We start from the raw sequence: 22,783 nt of genomic DNA, 5'->3' as shown, positions 1-22,783 counted from the left end.
AGCTCTGAAACCGCAAGTGAACTTCAGCAGCGGAGGTCCGTCCAGCCGCTCACGTAGCTGCCGCCGGGGACGGTGACGCTCGCGACCGCGCGGGTGCACTTGTCGAGCGTGGCCGCACCGGCGCCCCACAGCTCCTGCTTGTTGCCGCTGCGGGAGTCGCCGCCGGGGTACTCCTCGTTGCCGTCGATCACGGCGATCCAGTTCGTGACGCGGAACGAGTGGTTCTTGGCGTAGGAGTCCCAGACCCAGGTGTAGGCGTAGTTCTTGCCGCACCCGGCGAACTGCTTGACCGACGCGATGGTCGCGCCCTGGTACTTCACGTAGCCCGTCGTGCCGATCTGCTTGGCAGAGGCACAACCGGGAACGGTCTCGGCGTTGGCGGTGCCCGAGCCCAGACCGACGGACAGCAGCGTCGCGGCCAGTGCGGCGGCGATGGCGAATGGCTTTCTCACAGCCGCGACGCTGCGGCAGTCCGGTTATGCGGCGGTAAATCCGGTTCACGTCAGGCGCTTGAGCCAGTCCGTGATGATCTGACGCGTCGCGGGCGTGGCGTGCACCCACGTCTGGTGGTTCTGGTCGGTGTACTTGACCACGAGCCAGCGGCCGTCCTCGAAGTCGATCGTGGTGAGGAAGGTCTTGGCCCGCTGCCTGCCCTCGCCGTTGTGCTTCGCCGCGTACAGCTTCGCCGTGCCCTGGCGGGGCTGGGCGAGCAGCTGGCGCAACGAGATCGACGGCGACGCCTTGCCGGGCTGGTGCAGCTTGATCTCGGACTCGTGCACGTTGATCGACGCGCCGCGCCCCGCCGGCACGTCCGGCAGCTGCATCGCGAGGACCTCCGGCGCGTTCTCCGGCCGGATCGGGTGCAGCTGCACGAACCCGTTGTCGTGCAGGGCGAGCACCCCGTGCTGCGAGTTCGCCGCCACGACCACGGGCCTGGTCTCGTTCGGCGTGACCGCGATCCAGGCCGAGTAGTCGTGCTCCGCCTTGGCGATCAGGTGCAGCGTGCCCCGCACGTCCGGGTGGTCGAGCCCGACCCGGCGCAGCTCACCGATGACGTCGCGCTCGATGAGCACGCGTTCGTCCTCGGTCTCACCGGGCGAGTCGACGGACAGCGCGGGGTGGTACGCCCCGAGCTTCTCCTGCTTCCACAGGACGTCGAAGGCGAGGTCGGACAGTTGGATGGACGACCGAAGCACGTCACCCCCCGATCGTCGGCGGTGCGACCATCGGCATGTCGCCGATGATCTCGTTCGTGTTCTCCTCGGTGATGAGATAGTCGGCGGACTTGTGTTCCAAGTCGTCCTCGCCCTGGCCCTTCTGGCCCTGACCACCCATACCGCCCATGCCGGCGGCGCCACCACGACCGGCCGCGCCCGCCGCACCACCTCGTGCCGCCGCGTTCGCGTGCGCCTCGCCCATGCCGCCGAACACCCCGGCCTTGCCGCCGGGCTGCTGGGCGGACGTGCCACTGCCGCTTCCGACTCCGCCGAGGCCGCCGGAGCCGAACTTGCCCGCTCCGCCCGTGCCGCCTGCTCCACCGCCACCGAACTTGCCGGCTCCGCCGGGGCCACCACGACCGCTGCCCGGCCCGGTGAGGCCGCCACCCGGGCCCCTGGTGCCGCCAGGACCGCCGGGGCCACCGGTGTTCGGGCGGACGGGCACGCCCACGGGCGGGAGCCCTGTGTTGTTCGGTCTGTCGATCACGCTGCCGACCGGGGGCTTGCCGGTGACGTCGGGCCTGCCGGTGTTGTTGGTGTTGCTCGTGTTCGTGGTGTCCGACGAGCTGGTGGTGGTCTGGTCGCCGTTCGTGGTGGGCACGGTCCAGCCGGTGCCGGTCGTGCTCTGCGGCGTGCTCGTCGAGTTCGGAAGGCCCGTCGTGGACGAGCGCGTGGTGCTGCTGCTCGTCGTCGTGGTCTTCTCTTCACCGTTGTTGCCACCGGTGTCGGCGATCTCGACCTGCAACGTGTCGGCCGTGACGCCGGGGAACTCCTTGGGCAGCTCACCGCGGTTGGTGTTGCTGGCGCTCTGGAACTCCGAATAGACCTCGCGGTTGTGCTTCTCTTCGGCGTTGTAGCTGTTGACCTTGTCCTCGGTATCGGTGTCCCAAGGGGTCGCGTCGTCCCAGAAGTTCGTGTCCGGCTTGGCCGCCGGCATGTCCTTGAGCTGGCCCTTGTTCAGGGTGAACTGGTAGATCTGGTTCGAGATCGAGTGATCGGCCTGCCGCAGAGCGTCCTGCATCTGGACCATGGCCTGGTTGATCGGGTTCGCGGCGGCCTGTGCGGCGTCCGCGCTCGCACCGGTCCACGCCTCGCCCAGCGTCTCGCCGACCCGCTTGAGCCTCGCCTCGATGCCCGCGTAACTGGTCTCCAGCTTGGAAGCCGTGGCCGCGGCATCCGTGGCAGAGCCGGTGCCGGGCCCGCCGTGCATCTGGGAGTAGATCTGAGCCCCGGAGAGCCCATCAGCACGTGAATTGTCCTCTGAGAAGCAACTCGGCGCGGGCCGTGTCATTTCGCACCTGCCTTCATCGTGGTGATGGCGAGGTTCGCGAACTCGGTGATCGCGGCACACGGGTCAGCGAACTTCGAACTGCCTTGGGTGCTCTGAAAGGTGAAGGTGACGGCCTTCTCATCTGACACGGCGACGAGCAACGCGCAGTCGCCGTTGTTGCGGCTGTCCGCGACGAGGGTGAGGTACGTGGGGAAGCCCTGGATAGCGGGCTTCTGCTCGAACACCTGGTAGGCCGTGTCCTTCGTGGGAAGGATCGTGGCGAGATTCGTGCCGTCCGGGAGAATTCCCACCCCGGGGGACATCTTCGCCGGAGTGCTCGCACCGAGCCACACGCACGCCGCACCAGGAGCGGCCGAGTTCACCTTTCCGGTGACTCCGGGCAACCCGAACGCCTGAGCCTGAGCCGGAGTGACCGTGCTGCACGGATCGGCTTCGAAGGCTTTGACGTCCAGCGGGTTCTCGACCTTGGGGGCTCCGCCGCTGTCGCCCGTGGTGGCGGACGTGGAGGCGGTCGTCGGTGCGCCGGTCGTGCCACCGCTGTCACCGCAGCCGGCCAGCAGGGCGAGTGCGGCCGCACCGAGGGCGATGCTTCGAATGCGCAACAGTTCAGTCCTTCTACTTGAGGTTGTCCTTGTTGCCCTGCTCGGTCTGCTCGTACTGCTTCAGCGTGGCGTTCAGGTTCTCGATCCTGGTGGTCAGCGTGTCCTGAAGCTGCTTGTTGGAAAGCTGGTGCGCCGTGCCCGTCGCGCGGGCCCAGTTCGCGTAGACCTGGCTCGGCATGTCCTTGCCCGCACCTTGGACCATGGTCATGATGTGACCGGCCTGGTGGTACATGACCAGCTCGTCGCGGATCGCCTCGTACTCCTTGATGGCAGCGCGCAGTGTCTCCAGATCGACCTTGGTCCCGCTCATCCCCAGTGCCCTCCCCGCAGATTCGTGCGTCTAGCAGCATAGCGCCAGGTCGCGGGACCAGTCCCAGTTTCAAAGCACGATCGGGTGAACACGACGAACCCTCGCCGTCGCATTGCGACGAGCGAGGGCACGAAGACGGAATTCGTTTAGTTAATGTTATTGCCGAATTGCGGAAATGCGTTCGGTCAGGACTGCTGTTCGGCCTGCTGTTGCTGCGCCGGAAGCCGGCCCTCCGCCATCCGCTTGAGCAGATCCTTCCGCAACCACAACAGATAGGCCCAGACCAGCCCGAAGATCACCCCGATGACACCCATGGCCGGCAACAGCAGCCAGGTGGCGATCAGCAGCACGTGCAGCCCGACGACAGCCCCGATGGCCCAGGGCTTGCGGACGAACGCGCACATCGCGATGAACACCGCGATGAAGCCGAACGCGACCCAGCCCACCAGGGACGTCACGCCGCCGTGCAGCTTGGCGATCACCGGCAGGGCCAGGGCGACGACGATGACCTCGAGGATCAGCGTGCCGGCCATGATGCCGCGGAACGCCTTCATCGGGTCCTTCTTCAGCGGGGCCGGGGTGGTCATGCCGGCTCCTTTCCGAACAGCGCGCGGGCCTCGCCCGCGGTGACGACGGAGCCGGTGACGATCACGCCGCCGCCGGACTGTTCGTCCTCGATGAGGTGAATGGCCTCCTCGACGGCGTCGACCAGTCGCGGACGCACCTCGAAGCGGTCCTCTCCGAAGATCGGGACGGCCAGGCCCGCCAGCACGTCCGGGTCCATGGCGCGTGGGGAGGAGTTGGTGGTGATCACCAGTTCCTGCACCACCGGCTCCAGAGCGGCGAGGATGCCCTCGGCGTCCTTGTCGGCCATGACGGAGACCACGGCCACCAGCTTGCGGAAGCCGAACTCCGACTCCAGGGCGCGGGCCAGTGCGGCGGCGCCGTGGGGGTTGTGGGCCGCGTCCACGAAGACGTTGGGGGCGGAGCGCACGCGCTCCAGGCGGCCTGGCGTGACCACCGAGGCGAAGCCCTCGCGGACCATCTCGATGTCGATCTGGCGTTCGGGGCCCGCGCCGAAGAACGCTTCCACTGCGGCGAGTGCCAGGGCTGCGTTCGCTGCCTGGTGTTCTCCGTGCAGGGGAAGGAAGATGTCCTCGTAGACGCCGCCGAGGCCCTGCAGCGTGATCATCTGGCCGCCCACGGCGACCGCGCGTGAGATGACGCCGAACTCGCTGCCGAAGCGGGCGATCATCGCGTCCACGTGGGCCACGCGTTCGAGGATGACCTTCATGACCTCGGGGGTCTGCTCACCGACGATCGCGACCGCGCCCGGCTTGATGATGCCGGACTTCTCCACCGCGATGTCCTCGGGACGGGTGCCCAGGTACTCGGTGTGGTCGATGCCGATCGGGGTGAGCACGGCGACGCGGGTGTCCACGATGGACGTCGCGTCCCACGTGCCACCCATGCCCACCTCGACGACGGCGACGTCGGCCGGTGCCTCCGCGAAGGCCGCGTAGGCCATGCCGGTGAGCACCTCGAACTTGCTCAGCCTGATCTCGGACTGGGCGTCCACCATCGCGACGTACGGCTCGATGTCGCGGTAGATCTCGACGTAGCGCTCGGGGCTGATCGGCTGGTTGTCGATGCTGATCCGCTCGGTCGCGAGCTGCAGGTGCGGGCTCGTGAACCGGCCGGTGCGCAGGCCGATGCGCGTGAAGAGCGCATCGACCATGCGCGACGTCGACGTCTTGCCGTTCGTGCCCGTCAGCTGCACGACCGGGTACGACGCCTGCGGGTCGCCCAGCACGTGGGCGAGCGCCTTGATCCGGTCCAGCGACGGCTCGAGCTTCGTCTCGGGCCAGCGCTGGTTGAGCTCGTTCTCGACGTCGAGGAACTCGTCGAGGTTCGTTTCCACGGTGCTTACGCCTCCGGCAGCGCGGCCAGGCGCTCGTTGATGCGGGCGATCTCGGACTCGGCGGTGGCCTTGCGCTCCTCGATCTTGGCCTTGACGTCGGCGGGCGCCTTGGCGAGGAACGCCTCGTTGCCCAGCTTCTTCGTCGTGCCCTCGAGTTCCTTCTGCGCCACGGCGAGGTCCTTGGCGAGACGCTTGCGCTCGGCGGCCACGTCGATCGTGCCGGACAGGTCCAGCTCGACCTTCACCGCGCCCTTGGGCAGGCCGACCTCGAGCGTCGCGGAGACGGTGAACTCGTCACCGGGCTCGGTCAGCCGCGTCAGCGAACGCACGGACGGGACCTGGTCGGTCAGGCCGACGCAGCACGCGCCGCGGACCTTGCCCGCGACCTTCTGGCCCGGCTTGAGGCCCTGCTCGGAACGGAAGCGACGGATCTCGGTCGCGAGCTTCTTCAGGCCCTCGATCTCCGCCTTGGCGTCGAGGTCGCGCTCGGCGCCCGAGGCGGTCGGCCACGCGGCCACGACGAGCGACTCGCCGCCGGTCAGCGACGTCCACAGCGTCTCGGTGATGAACGGGATCGACGGGTGCAGCAGGCGCAGCAGGACGTCGAGGACGTGGCCGAGGACGGCCTGCGTGGCCTCCGTGCGGCCGTCCGCGATCTGGACCTTCGCGATCTCCAGGTACCAGTCGCAGAACTCGTCCCACGTGAAGCTGTACAGCGCCTCGCACGCACGGGAGAACTGGAACGCCTCGAAGTTGGAGTCCACAGTGGACACCAGGGCGTCGAGCTCGTCGAGGATCCAGCGGTCGGCCGCCGTCAGCTCGGCACGGTCCGGCAGCGGACGCTCCACGGTCGCGCCGTTGGCCAGCGCGAACCGGGTGGCGTTCCACAGCTTCGTGGTGAAGTTGCGGGAACCGGCCGCCCACTCCTCGGCGACGGCCATGTCCGAACCGGGGTTCGTGCCGCGCAGCAGCGTGAACCGGGTGGCGTCCGCGCCGTAGCGCTCCATCCAGTCCAGCGGGTCGATGCCGTTGCCCTTGGACTTCGACATCTTCTTGCCGTACTGGTCGCGGATGAGACCGTGCAGGAAGACGTGGTCGAACGGCTGGACCTCGTCCATCGCGTACAGACCGAACATCATCATCCGGACGACCCAGAAGAACAGGATGTCGTAGCCGGTCGAGAGAACGGACGTCGGATAGAACTTCTTGAGGTCCTCGGTGGACTCCGGCCAGCCCAGCGTCGAGAACGGCCACAGACCCGACGAGAACCAGGTGTCGAGGACGTCCTCGTCCTGACGCCAGCCCTCACCGGTGGGCACCTCGTCGTCCGGTCCGACGCAGACGACCTCACCGTTCGGGCCGTAGTAGACCGGGATCCGGTGGCCCCACCAGAGCTGGCGCGAGATGCACCAGTCGTGCAGGTTGTCGGTCCAGTCGAAGTACCGCTTGTTCAGCTCGGCCGGGTGGATCTTGGTGCGGCCGTCGCGGACGGCGGCGGACGCGGCGGCGGCGATGTTCTCCACCTTGACCCACCACTGCAGCGACAGGCGCGGCTCGACGACCGTGTTGCACCGCGAGCAGTGCCCGACGGAGTGGACGTACGGCCGCTTCTCCGCGACGATCCGGCCCTCGGCGCGCAGCGCGGCGACGATCGCGGGACGGGCCTCGAACCGGTCCATGCCCTCGAACGGGCCGTGCGCGGTGATGGTCGCGCGGCCGTCCATGATCGTGAGGTTCGGCAGGCCGTGGCGCTGGCCGATCTCGAAGTCGTTCGGGTCGTGGGCGGGCGTCACCTTGACGGCGCCGGTGCCGAACTTCGGGTCGACGTGCGCGTCGGCGACGATCGGGATCCGGCGGCCGGTCAGCGGCAGCTCGACCTCGGTGCCGATGAGGTGCCGGTAGCGCTCGTCGTCCGGGTGGACGGCGACCGCGGTGTCACCCAGCATCGTCTCGGCGCGCGTGGTCGCGACGACGATCGACGCGTGCCCGTCGCCGTAGCGGATCGAGACGAGCTCGCCGTCGTCCTCGCTGTGGTCGACCTCGATGTCCGACAGCGCCGTCTGGCAGCGCGGGCACCAGTTGATGATCCGCTCGGCCTGGTAGATCAGGCCGTCGTCGTACATCTTCTTGAAGATCGTCTGGACGGCGCGCGAGAGCCCCTCGTCCATGGTGAAGCGCTCACGCGACCAGTCGATGCCGTCGCCGAGGCGCTTCATCTGGTCGAGGATCTTGCCGCCGTACTCCTCTTTCCACTCCCAGACGCGCTCGACGAACTTCTCGCGCCCGAGGTCCTGCCGGGACATGCCCTGCTTGGCCAGGTCGCGCTCGACGGCGTTCTGGGTCGCGATGCCCGCGTGGTCCATGCCGGGCAGCCACAGGACCTCGTAGCCCTGCATGCGGCGGCGGCGCGACAACGCGTCCATCACGCTGTGGTTCATGGCGTGGCCCATGTGCAGCGAGCCGGTGACGTTCGGCGGCGGCAGCACGATGGTGAACGGCGGCTTGTCGCTCTTGACGTCCGCCTCGAAGTAACGCCGGTCGACCCACCGCTGGTACAGCTCCGCCTCTACCTCCGCCGGAGTCCACGCGGCGGGGAGGTCAGGACGCTGGGTTGCGGTGTCGAGTTCAGTCACAGCAGTGAAGTCTACGGAGGGCAGGCTATCGACTTACACCGAGATACCTGCTAACGCGCGGGCCGACGTCTACGATCCCCGCCTCGTGAGTCTTTATGGGGGCCTTGAAGATCATCCAGACCTGAACGACGCCGAGTGGGGCCGTCGGGTCGAACGCGAGTTCAGACGGGAGAGACGCGGCAGGAGAGGTCTCGTCGGCGGGCTCGTGGCGGCGTTCGCGGTGACCGGTCTCGTGGCCGCCGGCCTGATGTGGGGCGGTGTCGCCGAAGGACCGTCGAGCCCCGCGTCCGCCGTGGACCTCGACCGGCCGTTCGCCGGCACGGAGTTCGAGACCTGGGCGGACGGCGAGCAGGGCGTGGTCGCGGCACCCGAGCACGAGCAGGTGCGCAGGGCCGTCATCGCGGCCAGGCTGGACCCGGCGGTGCTGGTGGGGCATGACCCCACCGCGTTCTTCTCGCTGGCGCCGGCAGGGACGCGCGAGGACTTCGAGCCGATCCTGCCGTCGCTGGTGACCCGGCTCAAGCAGGGCACCACGCTGCTGCCCGGCGGCATCAAGGTCAAGGGCACCATCGCCCCCGCCGTCGACGACCAGGGCGTGAACGTCGTCCGCAGCGACTACCTGATCGCCTACGCCTTCGCGCCCACCGGCCGAGCCGCCGTGGACAGCCACGAGGACTTCGTCGTCCTGCTGCACGCGATCGCCGACTACGGGTTGATCCCGGAGGGCCTGCAGATCAGGGCCACGAAGATCCGCATCGACCACGCGGCGTGCACCACGAGGTCCGACGGCTACCTGGCGCCGCGGTTCAGCGAGGGCTCGACCTGCGGGGTCAGCACCTGATCCGCCCCGATTGATCACTCGTTCAGAGGTGCCGGGAACGAGTGACGGCGATCACAATTGACCGTCACGGACCGTGCAAACCCCTTGGGGCCCGTGTCGACGGCGCCGCCGCGTTCTTCGGGGGCGCTGGCGGCGCCGACGTCGATCAGCGAAGAATGCAGCCATGAGCAGCAAGCCCCCGCAGCACGACGTCGACGAGTCCGCGCTCGAAGTCAGCACCCCCAAGACCTGGGCAGCGGGTATTCCCGGTGTGCTCGTGTCGCTCGACCGCGCGGTCGAGCAGATGGGTGTCGGGCGCACGGTCAAGACGTTGCGACTGCTCAACCAGCGTGAAGGTTTCGACTGTCCCGGTTGCGCGTGGCCTGAACCGCAGGGCCACCGCAAGTTGGCGGAGTTCTGCGAGAACGGCGCGAAGGCCGTCGCGGAGGAGGCCACCAAACGACGAATCGGGCCCGAGTTCTTCGCCGAGCACTCCATCGAGAGCCTCCGGACGAAGACGGACTACTGGCTCGGCCAGCAGGGCCGGATCACCGAACCGATGGTTCTGAAGCCGGGTGCGACGCATTACACACCGATCAGCTGGGACGCCGCGTTCACGCTCATCGCAGAAGAGCTGACATCGCTGTCATCGCCGGACGAGGCGATCTTCTACACCTCCGGCCGCACCAGCAACGAGGCCGCGTTCCTCTACCAGCTGCTGGTCCGCTCGTTCGGCACCAACAACCTGCCGGACTGCTCGAACATGTGCCACGAGTCGTCCGGCTCGGCGCTCAACGAGACGATCGGCATCGGCAAGGGCTCGGTGTCGATCAAGGACTTCGACCTCGCCGACCTCATCGTGGTCATCGGCCAGAACCCCGGCACGAACCACCCGCGCATGCTCAGCGCGCTCGAGGACGCGAAGAAGAACGGCGCGAAGATCATCGCGATCAACCCGCTGCCGGAAGCGGGCCTGATGCGGTTCAAGAACCCGCAGAACGTCGCGGGCGTCGTCGGCCGCGGCACCGCGCTGTGCGACGAGTTCGTGCAGATCAGGGTCGGCGGCGACCAGGCGCTGTTCCAGGCGATCGGGCATCTGCTGCTGCAGTGGGACAAGCTCGACAGGAAGTTCATCGAGGCCAAGACGCACGGTTTCGAGGAGTACGCGGAGAGCCTGCGCGAGCTCGACTGGGACAGCGTGCTGACCGCGACCGGCCTGACCCGAGAGCAGATCACGCGCGTGGCCGGCATGTTCGTCGACTCGAAGGCCACGATCGCGTGCTGGGCCATGGGCCTGACGCAGCACAAGCACAGCGTGCCGACGATCCGCGAGGTCACGAACGTCATGTTCCTGCGCGGCATGATCGGCAAGCCGGGCGCGGGCCTGTGCCCGGTGCGCGGCCACTCGAACGTGCAGGGCGACCGCACCATGGGCATCTACGAGAAGATGCCGGAGAAGTTCCTGCTGGCCCTGGAGAACGAGTTCAGCATCTCGGTGCCGCGCAAGCACGGTTTCGACACCGTCGACGCGATCAACGCGATGCGCCAAGGCCTCGGCAAGGTGTTCATCGCGATGGGCGGCAACTTCGTCAGCGCCACCCCGGACACCCCCGTGACCGAGAAGGCGCTGGAGCAGTGCTCGCTGACGGCGCACGTCTCCACGAAGCTCAACCGCTCGCACGTGGTCCACGGCCGCACCGCGCTGATCCTGCCCGCGCTGGGCCGCACCGAGAGCGACGTGCAGCACTCGGGCGAGCAGTTCGTGACGGTCGAGGACTCGATGTCGGTCGTGCACCGCTCGCGGGGCCGTTTGAAGCCCGCGTCGGAGCAGCTGCTGTCCGAGGTGTCGATCGTCTGCCGGCTCGCGCGCAAGACGCTCGGCGCCTCGCACCCCGTTGCGTGGGAGGAGTTCGAGAAGGACTACGACGTCGTTCGCGAGCACATCTCCCGTGTCGTGCCGGGCTGCACGGACTACAACACTCGCGTGCGTCAGCCCGACGGTTTCGTGCTGCCGCACCCGCCGCGCGACCACCAGGAGTTCGCGACGGCGACCGGCAAGGCGAACTTCACGGCGAACGAGCTCACGGTCATCGAGATCCCCGAGGGCCGGCTGCTGATGCAGACCCTGCGCAGCCACGACCAGTACAACACCACGATCTACGGCCTGGACGACCGCTACCGCGGCGTGAAGGACGGCCGTCGCGTGGTGTTCGTGAACCCCGACGACATCAAGGCCCTGGGGTTCGAGGACGGCCAGATGGTCAACATCATCTCGGAGTGGAAGGACGACCCGACGGGCGTCGTCGAACGCCGCGCCGAGTCGTTCCGGATCGTGTCGTACTCGACCGCGCGCGGATGCGTGGCCACGTACTTCCCCGAGGCGAACCCGTTGGTGCCGCTGGACTCCAAGGCGGACATCTCGGGGACGCCGACGTCCAAGTCGGTGATCGTGCGCTTGGAGGCTATTTAGCCATGACCGTGTAGTTGCTGGCACCGCCGTTGGGTCCCAGTTCGACCGTCCCCGCCCGGAAGCCCTTGGCGTACAGGCGGAAGGTCTTCGGGGACCCTTCGGTGTTGACCAGCTGCAGGCCGCTGTCGAGCCACAGCGCGTCCATCCACGGGCGTTTGCCGAGCCGCGTGTCGACCGCGACGTAGACCAGCGCGTCGCGGTTGATCGTGAAGCGCGCCAACGGGTTCTGCGTCGCCGACTTCGAGTCGTTGGCCGTGCGGATCCACTTCGCTCCCGCCACCTCCTCCGGCACCGCGCTGAACGTGAAGTCGCGGTCGCCGTACTGCGCGACACCCGCGCGCAGGCCGTTCTGCACCGACCAGTCGCCCGCGTTCCCGGTGTCCGCCACGGTCAGTCCGCTCAGTTCCAGTTCCGCGGGCTGGTCTCCGACGGTCAGGATGGCGACGGCCGACCGCGTGATCTGACCGGCCGTGCCGATGACGTTGATGTTCGTCGAGCCGTGTGGTGTGTCCGGCAGCGTCGCCACCGTCATCGTGGACGTCTGACCAGCGTTGATCGTGGCCGGGTTGAACTGCACCACCGTCCCGGCGGGCACGTTGTCCGCGTCGAGGCTGATCGGGCCCGGCGAACCGGTCGAGGCCGCGCTGACGGTGAACGACGCCGTCTCCCCCGGTGTGACCACGCGTGACGCGGGGTCGACGGCAAGACTGAAGTCGTTCCCGCACTTCTCGGTGGAGCCGGTGTTCTGCACGCGTGGCGCGCCCGAGTTGCGGACGCAGAAACCGTTGGTGTTGCGGAAGAGGAAGTCCGTCGGACTGCCAGTGCCCCGCTCCCAGCCGAACGTGTCGAACGTGAGGTCGGTGGAGTTGTCGGCGATCACCGCGGGCCTGCCGTCGTTGTTGGTGAAGGCCACGGCGCTGTTGAGGAAGCTGATGCGGTCGGCGTAACGGATGTACCAGCCGTACGCGGGCCGGGTGCCGATGCTGTTCGGGTTGTAGTTGGTGCGGTCGTTGCTCGGCGGGTTCGTCGACATGGTGCCGTTGCCGCCCGGCACGTTGATCTTCACGTTGGTGAAGGTCACGTCGGTGACGTGGCCGTCGACGTCACCCATGATCGTGGGGCTGAACGACGGCGAGGCGCCGTTGATCGTGATGTTGTCGTAGGTGATGTTCTTGATCGTGCCGACGCCCGGACTGTTGCCGCAGCGTTTGCGGGCGCCGACCTTGAGCATGATCGGCGACCGCACGCCGCTGACGGTGATGTCCTTGTAGCGCACGTCGGAGATGACCGAGCCGTCCATCGAGACGAGCCCCAGCCCCGACTTGTTGGAACCCTGGATCTGGATGCGCTGGAAGTCGTAGCCGGTGAAGTCGCCACACGTCTCCGAGCCGAACATCAACGCGTTGCAGCACCCCGCGCTGAGCCTGGTGTCGTAGACCTTCACATTGCCGTTGCTCAGCTTCTGGCCGAGCGCGTAGTCGCTCTTGAACGCCAGCGCGTCGTCGTTGCCCGCGAAGTTGCCGTTGGTGATCGTGACGTTGGTGGTGCTGATGACGTTCCAGCCGTCGCGGTCGCTCGCGGTGTCGATCGTGAGCCGGTCGGACACGACGTTGCGGCACCCGTTGATCAGCATCGCGAAGTGGCCGCCGCGGCGGAGTTTGATGCCGCTGACCGTGAGGTTCTCGCAGCGCGTCAACGAGATGATCTTGTCGGCCTGCCCGCTGTCCGGGTTGCCGGTGATCAGCGCGCCACCGCCGTCGATCGTGCCGGAGCCGACGAAGCCGATGTCGGTCAGCCGGTCGCCCCAGATCATGGCGTTGTGGAAGTGGCTGTGCCCGTAGTCCTGGTACTTGTCGTGGGGGTTGGGCTCCGGCTTGTCGTACCCGTTGCCGCTCGCGCCCATGATCGTGGCGCCGGAGTCGAGCTGGAGCGTCACGTTGCTCTTCATGTGGATCGAGTTGGGCGAGCGGTACGTGCCGGACGGGAACCGCACGGTCCCGCCACCCGCCGCGTTCGCCGCGGTGATCGCCCTGTCGATGGCCGCCGTGTCGTTCGCGCTGCCGTTGCCGGCGGCCCCGTAGTCCTTGACGTTGAAGTCCGCCGCCTGAGCGGGTTCCGCCAGCATCGTGATGCCCAGCAGTGCCGCGGTCACCGCCACGCCGAGTCTGCGTAACACGGATGTCCTCCCCGTTGTAACGTCGTGAAAACGTTTACGGCGGCGGGGAGCTCACACGCTACGCCGGTCGAACGCGCCCGAACAGCCTCCAGCGGCGGCGACCCGTCGCGAGTAAGCCTCCGCCGACCCGCTTCTCGGGTTGCGTGGCCTCCTCGGATGCGCGAACGAGCCTGTGCGCGGCCGCGTCGGCCTCGAAGTCGGCCTGGCGCTGCTTCGCGATAGCAAACGCATCATGGGGCGAGAACATGGCAATCCCCTCAGTTCGTTGGTGTTACTCGGGTGCGACCGTGGAGCTCAGGAAGAACCTGACCGCCCTGGCCCCGTCCGGCCGCAACGTGGCGTCCAGCCGACGCTCGTCGTACTTGTCCAGAAGCGCCTGCAACTCCGCCAGGTACTCGACCGCCTCCTCAGCGGTGAGGAACTTGACGGTGCCCTCGGTGCCGACAGCCGGGCGCCACTCCTCCGGCAGGTGCTCACGCAGCCGAAGACGGTCCCGGATGCGTTCGAACTCCTGGTCCAGGTAGGCCATCGCGGCCGCCTCCGCCGCCATCGCCGCCTCGCCTTCGAGACCGTCCGACGAGATCGACTGACGCTTCGGAACGATCTTCCAGGGCTTCTGCCGACCCGGGCCTTCCACCTCTTCGACGAAGCCGTACTTGGCCAGCATGTTCAGGTGGTACGAGCAGCTCGCCACACTCTCACCGAGCGCCTCCGAACACTGGGTGGCAGTGCGCGGCCCCTCCTCGATGAGCAGCTGGAGCAGCTTCCACCGGAACGGGTGCGAGAGCGCCCGAAGCGCCTTGGGGTCAGTGATCGGACTGCTCGTCATGACACCACGGTACCCAGATCAATAAACCTTTAGCAAGGTTCCTTGATATATAAATCCTGATATAAAACCGGCCAAGATCCGTCAGGCTGTGCGCATGACCTGGGGGAAGTGGTGGCTGCTGGGCGCGTTCGGCGCGCTGGTGGCGGTGACGTGGATCAACCCGTCGTGGCCCGCCGAGCAGGCGTTGCACAGCTCGTTGACGGCGGTGGCGCTCGTGGCGCTGTGGCTGCTCGGACGCAGGCTGGACACCGCGCAGTGGGCGTGGGCGCTGGTGTTCCTGGCGCTGCACACGATTGCGGCGCGGTGGATCTACTCGTTCGTCCCGTACGACGACTGGACGGACGCGCTGTCCGGCGTGCGGCTGTCGGAGGCGTTCTCCTGGGAACGCAACCACTTCGACCGGCTCGTGCACTTCGCGTACGGCGTGTGCCTGACCGCGGTGCTGCGCCGGAAGTGGTTGCGGTCGCTGGAGATCGTGCTCGCGACGAGCGCGCTCTACGAACTGCTGGAGTGGGCGATCGCGATGACCCTCGCGCCCGACGTCGCCGAGGCCTACAACGGCCAGCAGGGCGACATGTGGGACGCCCACGCCGACATGGCGCTGGCGGCGCTCGGCGCGCTCGTCACCAGTCTGGCGAGTTGCGTGCGACGGCGGTCACCAGCGGCAGCGACTCGATGACCGGCACCCGCAACAGCTCCGCGGGCACGTCCGGGTCGCGGACCGGCTCGACGAGCTCGCGCAGCAGCGCGCCGACGACGTCGTCCGCGGACTGGTCGACCTCGTGGATCAGGTCGCGCAGCTGGTCCGCGGCCTCGTTGAGCACGCGCGGCCGTTGCGGCTCCTCCAGCATCAACGCCGCCAGCCGCAGCACCCGGCGGCAGGTGCGCAGGCGAAGGCTCCTGCTCGCCGACTCCCGCGTGCCCGCGAGGCCCAGCCGGCCGCGCGTGCGTTCGATCCACGGCTCGACCGTCTCGCGCCGCCAGATCGGGCCGGACGCGAGTTCCGCGTCCGGCTCAGGGATGCCGTGCGAGCGCCTTTTGCGCCAGACAGCGACCAACTGCCGACTGAGCCCCATGGCGTCGGCGATCTCCGCGATCCCGTAGAAGTCCCCCACGCCGCCAACTGTAACCAGAGATGACGCGGAGTGTCATCAAAAATATCTCAAACGCGTTCGAGGACGGCCCTGGCGGCGTTGTGCCCGCCGATGCCGCTGACCCCGCCGCCACGCCGGGAGCCGGCCCCGCAGACGAGGACGTTGGCCACGTCGGTCTCGACGCCCCACTTGCCGACCTGGTCGTCGGTCTCGGCGAAGGGCCAGTCGAGCTCGCCGTGGAAGATGTTGCCACCCGGCAGTCCGAGCTCCTCCTCCAGGTCCAGCGGAGTGCGCGCCTCGATGCACGGCCTGCCCTGGGCGTCGAGGGCCAGGCAGTCCTGGATCGGCTCCACGAGGTGCGCGTTGAGCTGGTCGAGGTAGCGCGCCACCAGCTCGTCGCGGAGCTCGGTGTTGCGGCCCTCGAACAACGACGCGGGCAGGTGCAGGCCGAACAGCGTCAACGTCTCGTGGCCCTGCAGCGACGGCCCGAGGATCGACGGGTCGGTCAGCGAGTGGCAGTACATCTCGCCCGGCAGCACCGACGGCACGTGGCCGGCCGCGCTCTCCAGGTAAGCGGTCTCCAGCTGGTCGTAGGACTCGTCGAGGTGGAACGTCCCCGCGAACGCCAGCCGTGCGTCGACACCGGAGCGCAACTCGGGCAGCCTGCGCAGCAGCATGTTGATCTTCAGCTGACAGCCGGGTGCGTCCTGCACCTCCTTGCCCCGCAACCGTCCCAGCACCGACGGCGCCACGTTGGACAGCACGAACCGGGCCTGCACGGTCGTGTCGCCGTACGTCACGGAGGCGGTCGAGCCGTCCGACTCGACGGAGGTGACCTCGGCGCCGGTGATGATCTGAGCACCGGCCTCGCGCGCGACCCTTTCCAGCTCGGCGGTGACCCCGCCCATGCCGCCGACCGGGACCTTCCACTCCCCCGTGCCGTTGCCGATCACGTGGTAGAGGAAGCACTTGTTGGCGCGCAACGAATGCAGCGACGAGTGCGTGCCGATCAACGCGTCCGTGGCGACGACACCGCGCACCAGGTTGTTCTCGAACAGTTCCTGCAGCGTCGCGCCGATCGGCCGTTCGAAGACCTGCTCCCACAACCGGCCGCGCACCACCGAGTCGACGTGCACGCGCAGATGTTCCCGTGACACCAACGGTTCCAAAAGAGTCGGCGCCAGTGCGGCAGCCATCAGCTCCAGGTCGGCGTACCAGCGCTGCCACCGCTCCCAGTCCTCCAGCGACCCGCAGACCGCCTCGAACGACGCCACCGTCGCCTCGCCCGGTGAGCGTTCGACGAGCAGCCCCGCCTTGCCGTTCGGCGTGTACGAGGAGGCCGAACGAGACCTCAAAGCCAGCTTCAGCCCCAGATCCGACACGATCTGGTCGGGCAGCAGCGACACGAGGTACGAGAAGCGCGAGAGCCGGGCGTCAACGCCCTCCCACGGTGAGGCGCTCACCGCGGCCCCGCCGACGTGCGGCAGCTTCTCCAGCACCCTGACCGACTTCCCCGCCCGTGCGAGGTACGCGGCCGCCACCAATCCGTTGTGGCCGCCCCCCACGATCACGACGTCGTCCATGCCCCTCGATCCCTTCGGGCTCGATTCCACTGGAACACGTCCGTAGCCTGATCAGAGGGGTTACGAACTGTTCGAGGTCAGTGGGTATTTGTGTTCGAGCATATGTTCTACTGTGGGAGTCGCGGAGAGCTGACTCCAACGCGGGCTCACACTCACGAGCAGTGCGTTACCCCGTGACCGGTCCATGCCGGCGGTCACCACGACCATCGGGACTCACAAGGCACGAACCTACCGGGATCGTCGAATGAGCACGGTTGTTCAGGCGTACCAGTTCGCGCTCGATCCGGCACCGGCACAGGAAGCGATGTTGCGATCGCATTGCGGCGGTCAGCGCTACGCGTTCAACTGGGGCCTGGCGCGGATCAAAGCGAACCTGGACCAGCGCACGGCCGAGAAGTCCTATGACATTCCCGTCGATCAGCTCACCCCGCTGGTCTCGTGGTCGGCCTACACCCTGCGCAAGGACTGGAACCGGGCCAAGTCGGACGCCGCTCCGTGGTGGAGCGCGAACTCCAAAGAGGCCTACTCGTCCGGCCTGCTCAACCTCGCCGTAGCGCTGACGAACTGGCAGGCCTCTCGCTCCGGTAATCGACGTGGCCCCCAGGTCGGGTTCCCTCGGTTCAAAGGCAAACGCAGCGGCTGGTCGTGCCGGTTCACCACCGGTGCGTTCGGCCTGACCGACAATCGGCGGCACGTGAAGCTGCCTCGCATCGGAACAATCCGCACCCACGAGTCCACACGCAAGCTCGCCCGCCATGCGGAACGAGGCACTGCTCGCATCCGGTCCGCCACCATCTCCTACCGATCCGGCCGCTGGTTCTGCTCTTTCTCGGTGGAGATCACCCGCACCGGCCTGGCGCCCGTGCGACGCGGAACAGCAGTCGGCGTCGACCTCGGCGTCAAGTCACTCGCCGTGATGTCCACAGGTGAGATCGTTCCCAACCCGCGGCACCTGGACATCGCGCAGCGTGAGCTACGCCGCCTGCAACGCCAAGCCGCCCGCCGCACCGGCCCCGACAAACGCACCGGACAGAAACCCTCGAATCGTTGGCGCACAACCCAGGCACGCATTGCGCGACGCCATGCGCGAGTCGCCTGCGCACGCCGGGACGGCATGCACAAACTCACCACCCGCCTGGTGTCCGCCCACAGCGTGATCGTTTTGGAAGACCTCAACGTCTCCGGGATGCTGCGCAACCGTCGCCTGGCTCGCCACATCGCGGGTGTGGGAATGGGCGAGTTGCGGCGGCAGATCGTCTACAAGACGGCCTGGGGCGGTGTTCGGCTGGTCATCGCTGACCGTTGGTACCCGTCCTCGAAAACCTGCTCGGACTGCGGCGCGGTGAAAACCAAACTGCCGCTGCGAGTCCGGAAGTACCACTGCGACGAATGCGGCCTCGTGCTCGACCGCGACCTCAACGCTGCCCGCAACCTCGCCGCACTCGTCGGCAAGACAACGGTCAGCACGTCCACGGAGAGTTGCGCCGGGACGCTAAACAAGCCCGATGGAAACCCATGTCAGCCCCACACCGTGTGGGCAGCGGGTACTGCCACGGGAAGACCCGCACCACCAGCGCGGGCCAACGCCGCCACCGCAAGGCGACGGCTGCCTGAACGCGAACACGCATTTCAGGTAACGGAACATAGCGGTCCGAAGGAGATGTGCACATGGGCCGAGTGACGGTGCGCCGAGCGGTCGAACGCGTGTCGCCGAGCGGTCGTCGGCGCAGAGTCGACTCGCTCGCCGCCGAGGAACCGCTGGAGCTGCGGGTCAACGGGAAGGCGCTGGCGGTCACGATGCGCACGCCGGGCCACGACGTCGAGCTCGCGCACGGCTTCCTGCTCAGCGAGGGTGTCATCGGGTCGTCGGAGGACATCTCGATCGCCCGGTTCTGCGAGGGCACCGGGCCGGACGGGCTGAACACCTACAACGTGCTGGACGTCGCGCTGGCCGACGGTGTGCCGCCGCCGGACACCGGGGTGGAGCGGAACTTCTACACCACGTCGTCGTGCGGGGTGTGCGGCAAGGGCGCGCTGGACGCGGTGAAGCTCAAGACCCGCTACTCGCCCGCGCTGGACGAGGTGACGGTCACACCCGAGGCGCTGACGGGCTTCCCGGACGCGTTGCGGGAACGGCAGAAGGTCTTCGAGAGCACCGGCGGGCTGCACGCGGCCGGGCTCTTCGTCGACGGCGAGCTGCTGGTGGTCCGCGAGGACGTGGGCCGGCACAACGCCGTCGACAAGGTGCTGGGCTGGGCGGTGCTGCAGAACCTCGTGCCGTTGCGCGGCGCGGTGCTGATGGTGTCCGGGCGGGCGTCGTTCGAGCTGGTGCAGAAGGCCGCGATGTCCGGGATCCCCGTGCTGGCCGCGGTGTCGGCGCCGTCGTCGCTCGCGGTCGAGCTGGCGCAGGAGCAGGGCATGACGCTCGTCGGGTTCCTGCGCGGCGACTCGATGAACATCTACACCGGTGGGGAGCGCGTGCTTGAGACCGCTTGACGGCGTCGTGGTGGTGAGCCTGGAGCAGGCCGTCGCCGTGCCGTACGCGACGCGGTTGCTGGCCGACCTGGGCGCGCGGGTCATCAAGATCGAACGGCCGGGCACCGGAGACTTCGCGCGCCACTACGACTCTGCGTGCGGCGAGGTGTCGTCGTACTTCGCGTGGACGAACGTGGGCAAGGAGTCGGTGTCGCTGGACATCACCCACCCGGACGGCCGCGAGGTGCTGGAACGGCTGGTGTCCCGCGCCGACGTGCTGCTGTGCAACCTCTCGCCGCGGGTGTGGGAGCGGCTCGCGCTGGAGCTGCCGCCGTCGCTGATCGTCGGTGAGCTGTCCGGCTACGGCTGGGAGGGCCCGTACGCGGACCGCAAGGCGTTCGACGCGCTGGTGCAGTCCGAGGCGGGGCTGGTGTCGCTGACCGGCGAGGGCGACGTGATGGCCCGTGCCGGGATCTCGGTCGCGGACATCGCGGCGGGCGTCCAGCTGCAGGCCGCAGTGTTGGCGGCGTTGCTACAACGCGGCCGGACCGGTGTTGGTGCCCGGCTGCGGTTGTCACTCTTCGCAGCGATGGCCGAGTGGATGCACCAGCCGATGCTCTACGCCGCCGGGACGGGCGCCGCTGCCCCTCGGTCGGGCGCGCACCACCCGAGCATCGCGCCGTACGGGCCGGTGGCCTGCGCGGACGGCGCCGTGCACCTGGCCGTGCAGAACGACGGGCAGTGGCAGCGGCTCTGCGGGCTGATCGGCCTGGCACCGGAGGAGAGGTTCGCCACAGTGGCGTCCCGTGTGGAGCACCGCGCCGAGCTGCAGAAACTGCTCGAACAGGCGTTTTCGGACCTCACCGCGGCCGAGTTGCTGACCACGCTGAACGCCGCCGACGTGCCCGCCGCGCTCACCCGCCCGGTCACCGACCTGGCCACCCACCCGCAGCTCGACACGTGGGTTGACGTGCGCGTTCCCGGTGGGACGGCCCGGATGCTGCCGCCGCCGGTAGCCGGTTTCGAGTGGTCACCGGCTGCGGTCCCCGCTCTCGGCGAGCACAATGACGACGTGCTGAGCTGGCTGGGCTATTCGGGTGAGGAACTGACTTCCTTACGCGTGCGTTCCGTCCTCTGAGAAGGAAACGAGGAACGGCGCCCACGCGATGAGGTGAGCATGGGGGAACCGAGGTACAGCCGCCGCACCCTCCTCGCGGCGATCGGCGTGGTCATCGCGACAGCCATGGGCGTCGCGACGTACGTGTCGTCGTCCTCCGGCGCCGTCGAGCAGCAGCAGATCGCGACCGCGGACAAGGTGAGGACCGCCTCCGCCGCGAAGCCCGTGATCCGCTTCGAGCGCGTGTACTCGACGGCCCGCCACCGCGAGGTCACCCTCGCCTTCTACCTGCCGGCCGGCGCGAACCCCCGCGGCCTGCCGATGTCGATCCTGCTGCACGGCCTGAACGGCGACGCCAAGCACGCCGCGGTGGGCAACCTGCCCGACGTCCTGGCCGCCGCCGTCGCGAAGGGCTCGGTGCCCGCGTTCGGCTTCGTCGCCGTCGACGGCGGCAACAACTACTGGCACGAGAACGTCGCCGGCGACGACCCGATGGCCATGCTGCTCGACGAGGTCCCCGCCTGGCTCAAGGAACGCGGCTACGGCGAGCCGTTCGCGGTGACGGGTGTGTCGATGGGCGGCTTCGGCGCGCTGCTCTACGCGCGCCGCAGGGCCGAACGCGGTGACCCGGTCGCGGCCGCCGCGGCCATCTCCCCCGGCCTGATCACCACGTGGCCGGAGATGGCGAAGCGGCGGGCGTTCAAGAACGAGGGCGAGTGGGCGTCGCTCGACCCGTTGCGGCACATCAGGTCGACCGGCCCGACGGCGCTGGGCGTGTGGATCGGCGACCGCGACAGGTTCATCGAGGGCACCCGGCGGTTCATCCGCGAGGTGCGGCCCGAGGTGAGCGCGGTGAAGGGCGGCGGCCACGACGACGGGCTGTACCGGAAGGTGACGCCCGACGTCGTGCAGTTCCTCGCCAAGTACGCGAAGCGCGCCGTCTAGACCCTGCGGGCCGCCCTGCCCCAGTGCAGGTACTTCACCCGGTTCTGCTCGTCGCGTCCGTGCAGGACGACCACCGGATGGAACCCGTTCTCCTCCTCGACTGCGATCAACGCGTCATGCCGCAGGCCGGTGTACTCGTGCTCTTCGTCGTCGACGAAGGACTCCCAGCCAGGGTCGAGCGCCACGTACCGCAGCTTCACCCGGCCCCCGTCGCCTTCGGTGACGTGCCTCTCCAGCCCGGTGGAGCGGTAGACGCCGACGACCCGCTCGACGTCGACCGCCACCGGCAGCGGCGGCGGTGTGGGAAAGTCGGGCACAGTGATGCCCGCCAGGTCGCCCAGCACCTCGTCGAAGACCGCGCGCACGAGCGGCAGGGGCGGTCCGCCGTTGGTGAGGACCGCGACCGCGAGCCGGGCCTCCGGAACCACCCTCAGGAAGGCCCGGAACCCGACGGTCGATCCGGTGTGGCCCATGCCGGTGACGCCCCCGGCGTAGTCGTGCAACATCCAGCCGAGCCCCTGCTTGCCGCTGTACCCGAAGTCCGGCGGCACGACCTGAGGCTCGCGCATCACGTCGAACTCGCTGGTGTCGAGGTGCATCCGCACGAACTCCAGCAGGTCCCGCGCGCTCATCGCGAGTGCCGTTCCCGCCGGCGCGTCGCTCTCGGCCATCAGCCGGTCCGCAGGCTTGGGCCTCTCGCCCAGGTGTCCTGTCGCGAGAGTCTGGGCCGCGTACTCGGCGTGGCTCACGGCGGCGGTGCGCAGCCCGAGCGGTTCGATGAGACGTTCCCGGAGCACAGCGCGGAAAGGCTTGCCGCGCACCACTTCCACGATCCGGCCGAGCAACGTGAAGCCGCTGTTGCAGTACGTGTAGAGCTCGCCCGGCGGGACTTCCTGCTCTGCGTCCACCAGTCGCTCGACGTACTTCTCCAGCATGTCGTCACCGTTGCCGGTGTCGTGGAAGAGATCGCCCTGGAACCCGGCGGTGTGGGTGAGGAGGTGCCGTGGCGTGATGATCCGCGCGGCCTCCTCGTCGGCGAGCCTGAACTCCGGAAGCACGTCACGCACCGGGCGGTCGAGGTCGAGCAGACCCTCGTTCACCAGCTCCTGGACGAGCGTCGCCGTCCAGATCTTGGTGATCGACCCGATCTGGAAGATGGAGCCGGTGGTCACCTTCTCACCGGTGACGTTGTTCAGCACACCTGCTGCCACGTCGACGATCTCGTCGTTGTGCAGCACCGCGACCTGGGCGCCCACGACGCCGTGTGCCGCGATCAGTTCATCCAGATTGATCATGCTTC

Annotated in this window: 20 protein-coding genes; 7 read left to right on the top strand and 13 right to left on the bottom strand. The window is 68.2% G+C overall.

Annotated features, from left to right (window positions below; all coding sequences use genetic code 11):
* Positions 1-23: 23 nt before the first annotated feature.
* The 8 genes from ACSHWB_RS22680 to ACSHWB_RS22645 all read right to left on the bottom strand — a co-directional run bounded on the left by ACSHWB_RS22680 (position 24) and on the right by ACSHWB_RS22645 (position 7,974).
* A complete protein-coding gene (locus tag ACSHWB_RS22680; protein WP_439664002.1) occupies positions 24-452 on the bottom strand; it encodes a hypothetical protein in 429 nt (142 codons plus the stop codon).
* 45 nt (positions 453-497) lie between these two features.
* Positions 498-1,196, bottom strand: coding sequence for an ESX secretion-associated protein EspG (locus ACSHWB_RS22675; RefSeq protein WP_439664001.1), 699 nt, complete (start codon positions 1,194-1,196; stop codon positions 498-500).
* 1 nt (position 1,197) lies between these two features.
* Complete coding sequence (locus tag ACSHWB_RS22670) at positions 1,198-2,427, bottom strand: hypothetical protein (RefSeq protein WP_439664000.1); 1,230 nt, start codon at positions 2,425-2,427, stop codon at positions 1,198-1,200.
* A 77-nt stretch (positions 2,428-2,504) separates the two neighbouring features.
* Complete coding sequence (locus ACSHWB_RS22665; RefSeq protein ID WP_439663999.1) at positions 2,505-3,110, bottom strand: DUF3558 domain-containing protein; 606 nt, start codon at positions 3,108-3,110, stop codon at positions 2,505-2,507.
* Positions 3,111-3,123: 13 nt separating this feature from the next.
* Positions 3,124-3,420 carry a PE domain-containing protein gene (locus ACSHWB_RS22660; protein WP_439663998.1) on the bottom strand — a complete coding sequence of 99 codons (297 nt, stop codon included), beginning with the start codon at positions 3,418-3,420 and terminating at the stop codon, positions 3,124-3,126.
* Between the two features lie 185 nt (positions 3,421-3,605).
* Complete coding sequence (locus ACSHWB_RS22655; RefSeq protein ID WP_439663997.1) at positions 3,606-4,007, bottom strand: DUF4233 domain-containing protein; 402 nt, start codon at positions 4,005-4,007, stop codon at positions 3,606-3,608.
* The gene (gene folC, locus ACSHWB_RS22650; protein ID WP_439663996.1) at positions 4,004-5,341 is read right to left on the bottom strand and encodes a bifunctional tetrahydrofolate synthase/dihydrofolate synthase; all 1,338 of its coding nucleotides are present in this window, start codon (positions 5,339-5,341) and stop codon (positions 4,004-4,006) included. Before folC ends, ACSHWB_RS22655 begins: the two co-directional genes overlap by 4 nt.
* Positions 5,342-5,346: 5 nt before the next feature.
* Positions 5,347-7,974 carry a valine--tRNA ligase gene (locus ACSHWB_RS22645; RefSeq protein WP_439663995.1) on the bottom strand — a complete coding sequence of 876 codons (2,628 nt, stop codon included), beginning with the start codon at positions 7,972-7,974 and terminating at the stop codon, positions 5,347-5,349.
* A gap of 85 nt (positions 7,975-8,059) precedes the next feature.
* Between ACSHWB_RS22645 and ACSHWB_RS22640 the strand changes: the two genes are divergently transcribed.
* Positions 8,060-8,815 (top strand): hypothetical protein, encoded by a 756-nt coding sequence (locus ACSHWB_RS22640; protein WP_439663994.1) that lies wholly within the window; start codon positions 8,060-8,062, stop codon positions 8,813-8,815.
* Between the two features lie 163 nt (positions 8,816-8,978).
* A complete protein-coding gene (locus ACSHWB_RS22635; protein ID WP_439663993.1) occupies positions 8,979-11,264 on the top strand; it encodes an FdhF/YdeP family oxidoreductase in 2,286 nt (761 codons plus the stop codon).
* Here the strand turns inward: ACSHWB_RS22635 and ACSHWB_RS22630 are convergent.
* Both ACSHWB_RS22630 and ACSHWB_RS22625 read right to left on the bottom strand, forming a co-directional pair.
* On the bottom strand, positions 11,257-13,440 hold the full coding sequence (locus ACSHWB_RS22630; protein ID WP_439663992.1) for a glycosyl hydrolase family 28 protein: 2,184 nt from the start codon (positions 13,438-13,440) through the stop codon (positions 11,257-11,259). The genes ACSHWB_RS22635 and ACSHWB_RS22630 overlap by 8 nt on opposite strands.
* 271 nt (positions 13,441-13,711) lie before the next feature.
* Complete coding sequence (locus tag ACSHWB_RS22625; RefSeq protein ID WP_439663991.1) at positions 13,712-14,269, bottom strand: winged helix-turn-helix domain-containing protein; 558 nt, start codon at positions 14,267-14,269, stop codon at positions 13,712-13,714.
* 94 nt (positions 14,270-14,363) lie between these two features.
* Between ACSHWB_RS22625 and ACSHWB_RS22620 the strand changes: the two genes are divergently transcribed.
* On the top strand, positions 14,364-14,948 hold the full coding sequence (locus ACSHWB_RS22620; protein WP_439663990.1) for a DUF2238 domain-containing protein: 585 nt from the start codon (positions 14,364-14,366) through the stop codon (positions 14,946-14,948).
* Here ACSHWB_RS22620 and ACSHWB_RS22615 read toward each other — a convergent pair.
* Both ACSHWB_RS22615 and ACSHWB_RS22610 read right to left on the bottom strand, forming a co-directional pair.
* The gene (locus ACSHWB_RS22615) at positions 14,893-15,384 is read right to left on the bottom strand and encodes a hypothetical protein (RefSeq protein WP_355306883.1); all 492 of its coding nucleotides are present in this window, start codon (positions 15,382-15,384) and stop codon (positions 14,893-14,895) included. The genes ACSHWB_RS22620 and ACSHWB_RS22615 overlap by 56 nt on opposite strands.
* Before the next feature lie 47 nt (positions 15,385-15,431).
* Entirely contained in the window at positions 15,432-16,946 is a 1,515-nt protein-coding gene (locus ACSHWB_RS22610) for a phytoene desaturase family protein (protein ID WP_439663989.1), read from the bottom strand.
* A gap of 244 nt (positions 16,947-17,190) precedes the next feature.
* Between ACSHWB_RS22610 and tnpB the strand changes: the two genes are divergently transcribed.
* The 4 genes from tnpB to ACSHWB_RS22590 are packed head-to-tail and all read left to right on the top strand — an operon-like array spanning position 17,191 to position 21,483.
* Positions 17,191-18,627 (top strand): IS607 family element RNA-guided endonuclease TnpB, encoded by a 1,437-nt coding sequence (tnpB, locus tag ACSHWB_RS22605; protein WP_439663988.1) that lies wholly within the window; start codon positions 17,191-17,193, stop codon positions 18,625-18,627.
* The gene (gene fdhD, locus ACSHWB_RS22600) at positions 18,615-19,442 is read left to right on the top strand and encodes a formate dehydrogenase accessory sulfurtransferase FdhD (RefSeq protein ID WP_439663987.1); all 828 of its coding nucleotides are present in this window, start codon (positions 18,615-18,617) and stop codon (positions 19,440-19,442) included. Before tnpB ends, fdhD begins: the two co-directional genes overlap by 13 nt.
* Positions 19,429-20,559, top strand: a complete 1,131-nt coding sequence (locus ACSHWB_RS22595; protein WP_439663986.1) for a CaiB/BaiF CoA transferase family protein — start codon at positions 19,429-19,431, stop codon at positions 20,557-20,559. Before fdhD ends, ACSHWB_RS22595 begins: the two co-directional genes overlap by 14 nt.
* Positions 20,560-20,598: 39 nt before the next feature.
* Positions 20,599-21,483: an alpha/beta hydrolase gene (locus ACSHWB_RS22590; RefSeq protein ID WP_439663985.1), complete on the top strand. Its 885-nt coding sequence runs from the start codon at positions 20,599-20,601 to the stop codon at positions 21,481-21,483.
* Here ACSHWB_RS22590 and ACSHWB_RS22585 read toward each other — a convergent pair.
* The gene (locus tag ACSHWB_RS22585) at positions 21,480-22,778 is read right to left on the bottom strand and encodes a serine hydrolase domain-containing protein (RefSeq protein WP_439663984.1); all 1,299 of its coding nucleotides are present in this window, start codon (positions 22,776-22,778) and stop codon (positions 21,480-21,482) included. The two genes, ACSHWB_RS22590 and ACSHWB_RS22585, sit on opposite strands and share 4 nt — an antisense overlap.
* Between the last annotated feature and the right edge of the window lie 5 nt (positions 22,779-22,783).

The sequence above is a fragment of the Lentzea sp. HUAS TT2 genome (assembly GCF_051853195.1).
Lineage (GTDB): Bacteria > Actinomycetota > Actinomycetes > Mycobacteriales > Pseudonocardiaceae > Lentzea.
This window is presented reverse-complemented; position numbering and strand designations above follow the sequence as displayed.

Excerpts from the sequence above, each read along its gene's own strand:
- ACSHWB_RS22670 (WP_439664000.1), bottom strand. The coding sequence starts at position 2,427 with ATGCACGGCGGGCCCGGCACCGGCTCTGCCACGGATGCCGCGGCCACG.
- ACSHWB_RS22660 (WP_439663998.1), bottom strand. The coding sequence starts at position 3,420 with ATGAGCGGGACCAAGGTCGATCTGGAGACACTGCGCGCTGCCATCAAG.
- ACSHWB_RS22655 (WP_439663997.1), bottom strand. The coding sequence starts at position 4,007 with ATGACCACCCCGGCCCCGCTGAAGAAGGACCCGATGAAGGCGTTCCGC.
- ACSHWB_RS22635 (WP_439663993.1), top strand. The coding sequence starts at position 8,979 with ATGAGCAGCAAGCCCCCGCAGCACGACGTCGACGAGTCCGCGCTCGAA.
- ACSHWB_RS22625 (WP_439663991.1), bottom strand. The coding sequence starts at position 14,269 with ATGACGAGCAGTCCGATCACTGACCCCAAGGCGCTTCGGGCGCTCTCG.
- ACSHWB_RS22620 (WP_439663990.1), top strand. The coding sequence starts at position 14,364 with ATGACCTGGGGGAAGTGGTGGCTGCTGGGCGCGTTCGGCGCGCTGGTG.
- ACSHWB_RS22610 (WP_439663989.1), bottom strand. The coding sequence starts at position 16,946 with ATGGACGACGTCGTGATCGTGGGGGGCGGCCACAACGGATTGGTGGCG.
- tnpB (WP_439663988.1), top strand. The coding sequence starts at position 17,191 with ATGAGCACGGTTGTTCAGGCGTACCAGTTCGCGCTCGATCCGGCACCG.
- fdhD (WP_439663987.1), top strand. The coding sequence starts at position 18,615 with ATGGGCCGAGTGACGGTGCGCCGAGCGGTCGAACGCGTGTCGCCGAGC.
- ACSHWB_RS22590 (WP_439663985.1), top strand. The coding sequence starts at position 20,599 with ATGGGGGAACCGAGGTACAGCCGCCGCACCCTCCTCGCGGCGATCGGC.
- ACSHWB_RS22585 (WP_439663984.1), bottom strand. The coding sequence starts at position 22,778 with ATGATCAATCTGGATGAACTGATCGCGGCACACGGCGTCGTGGGCGCC.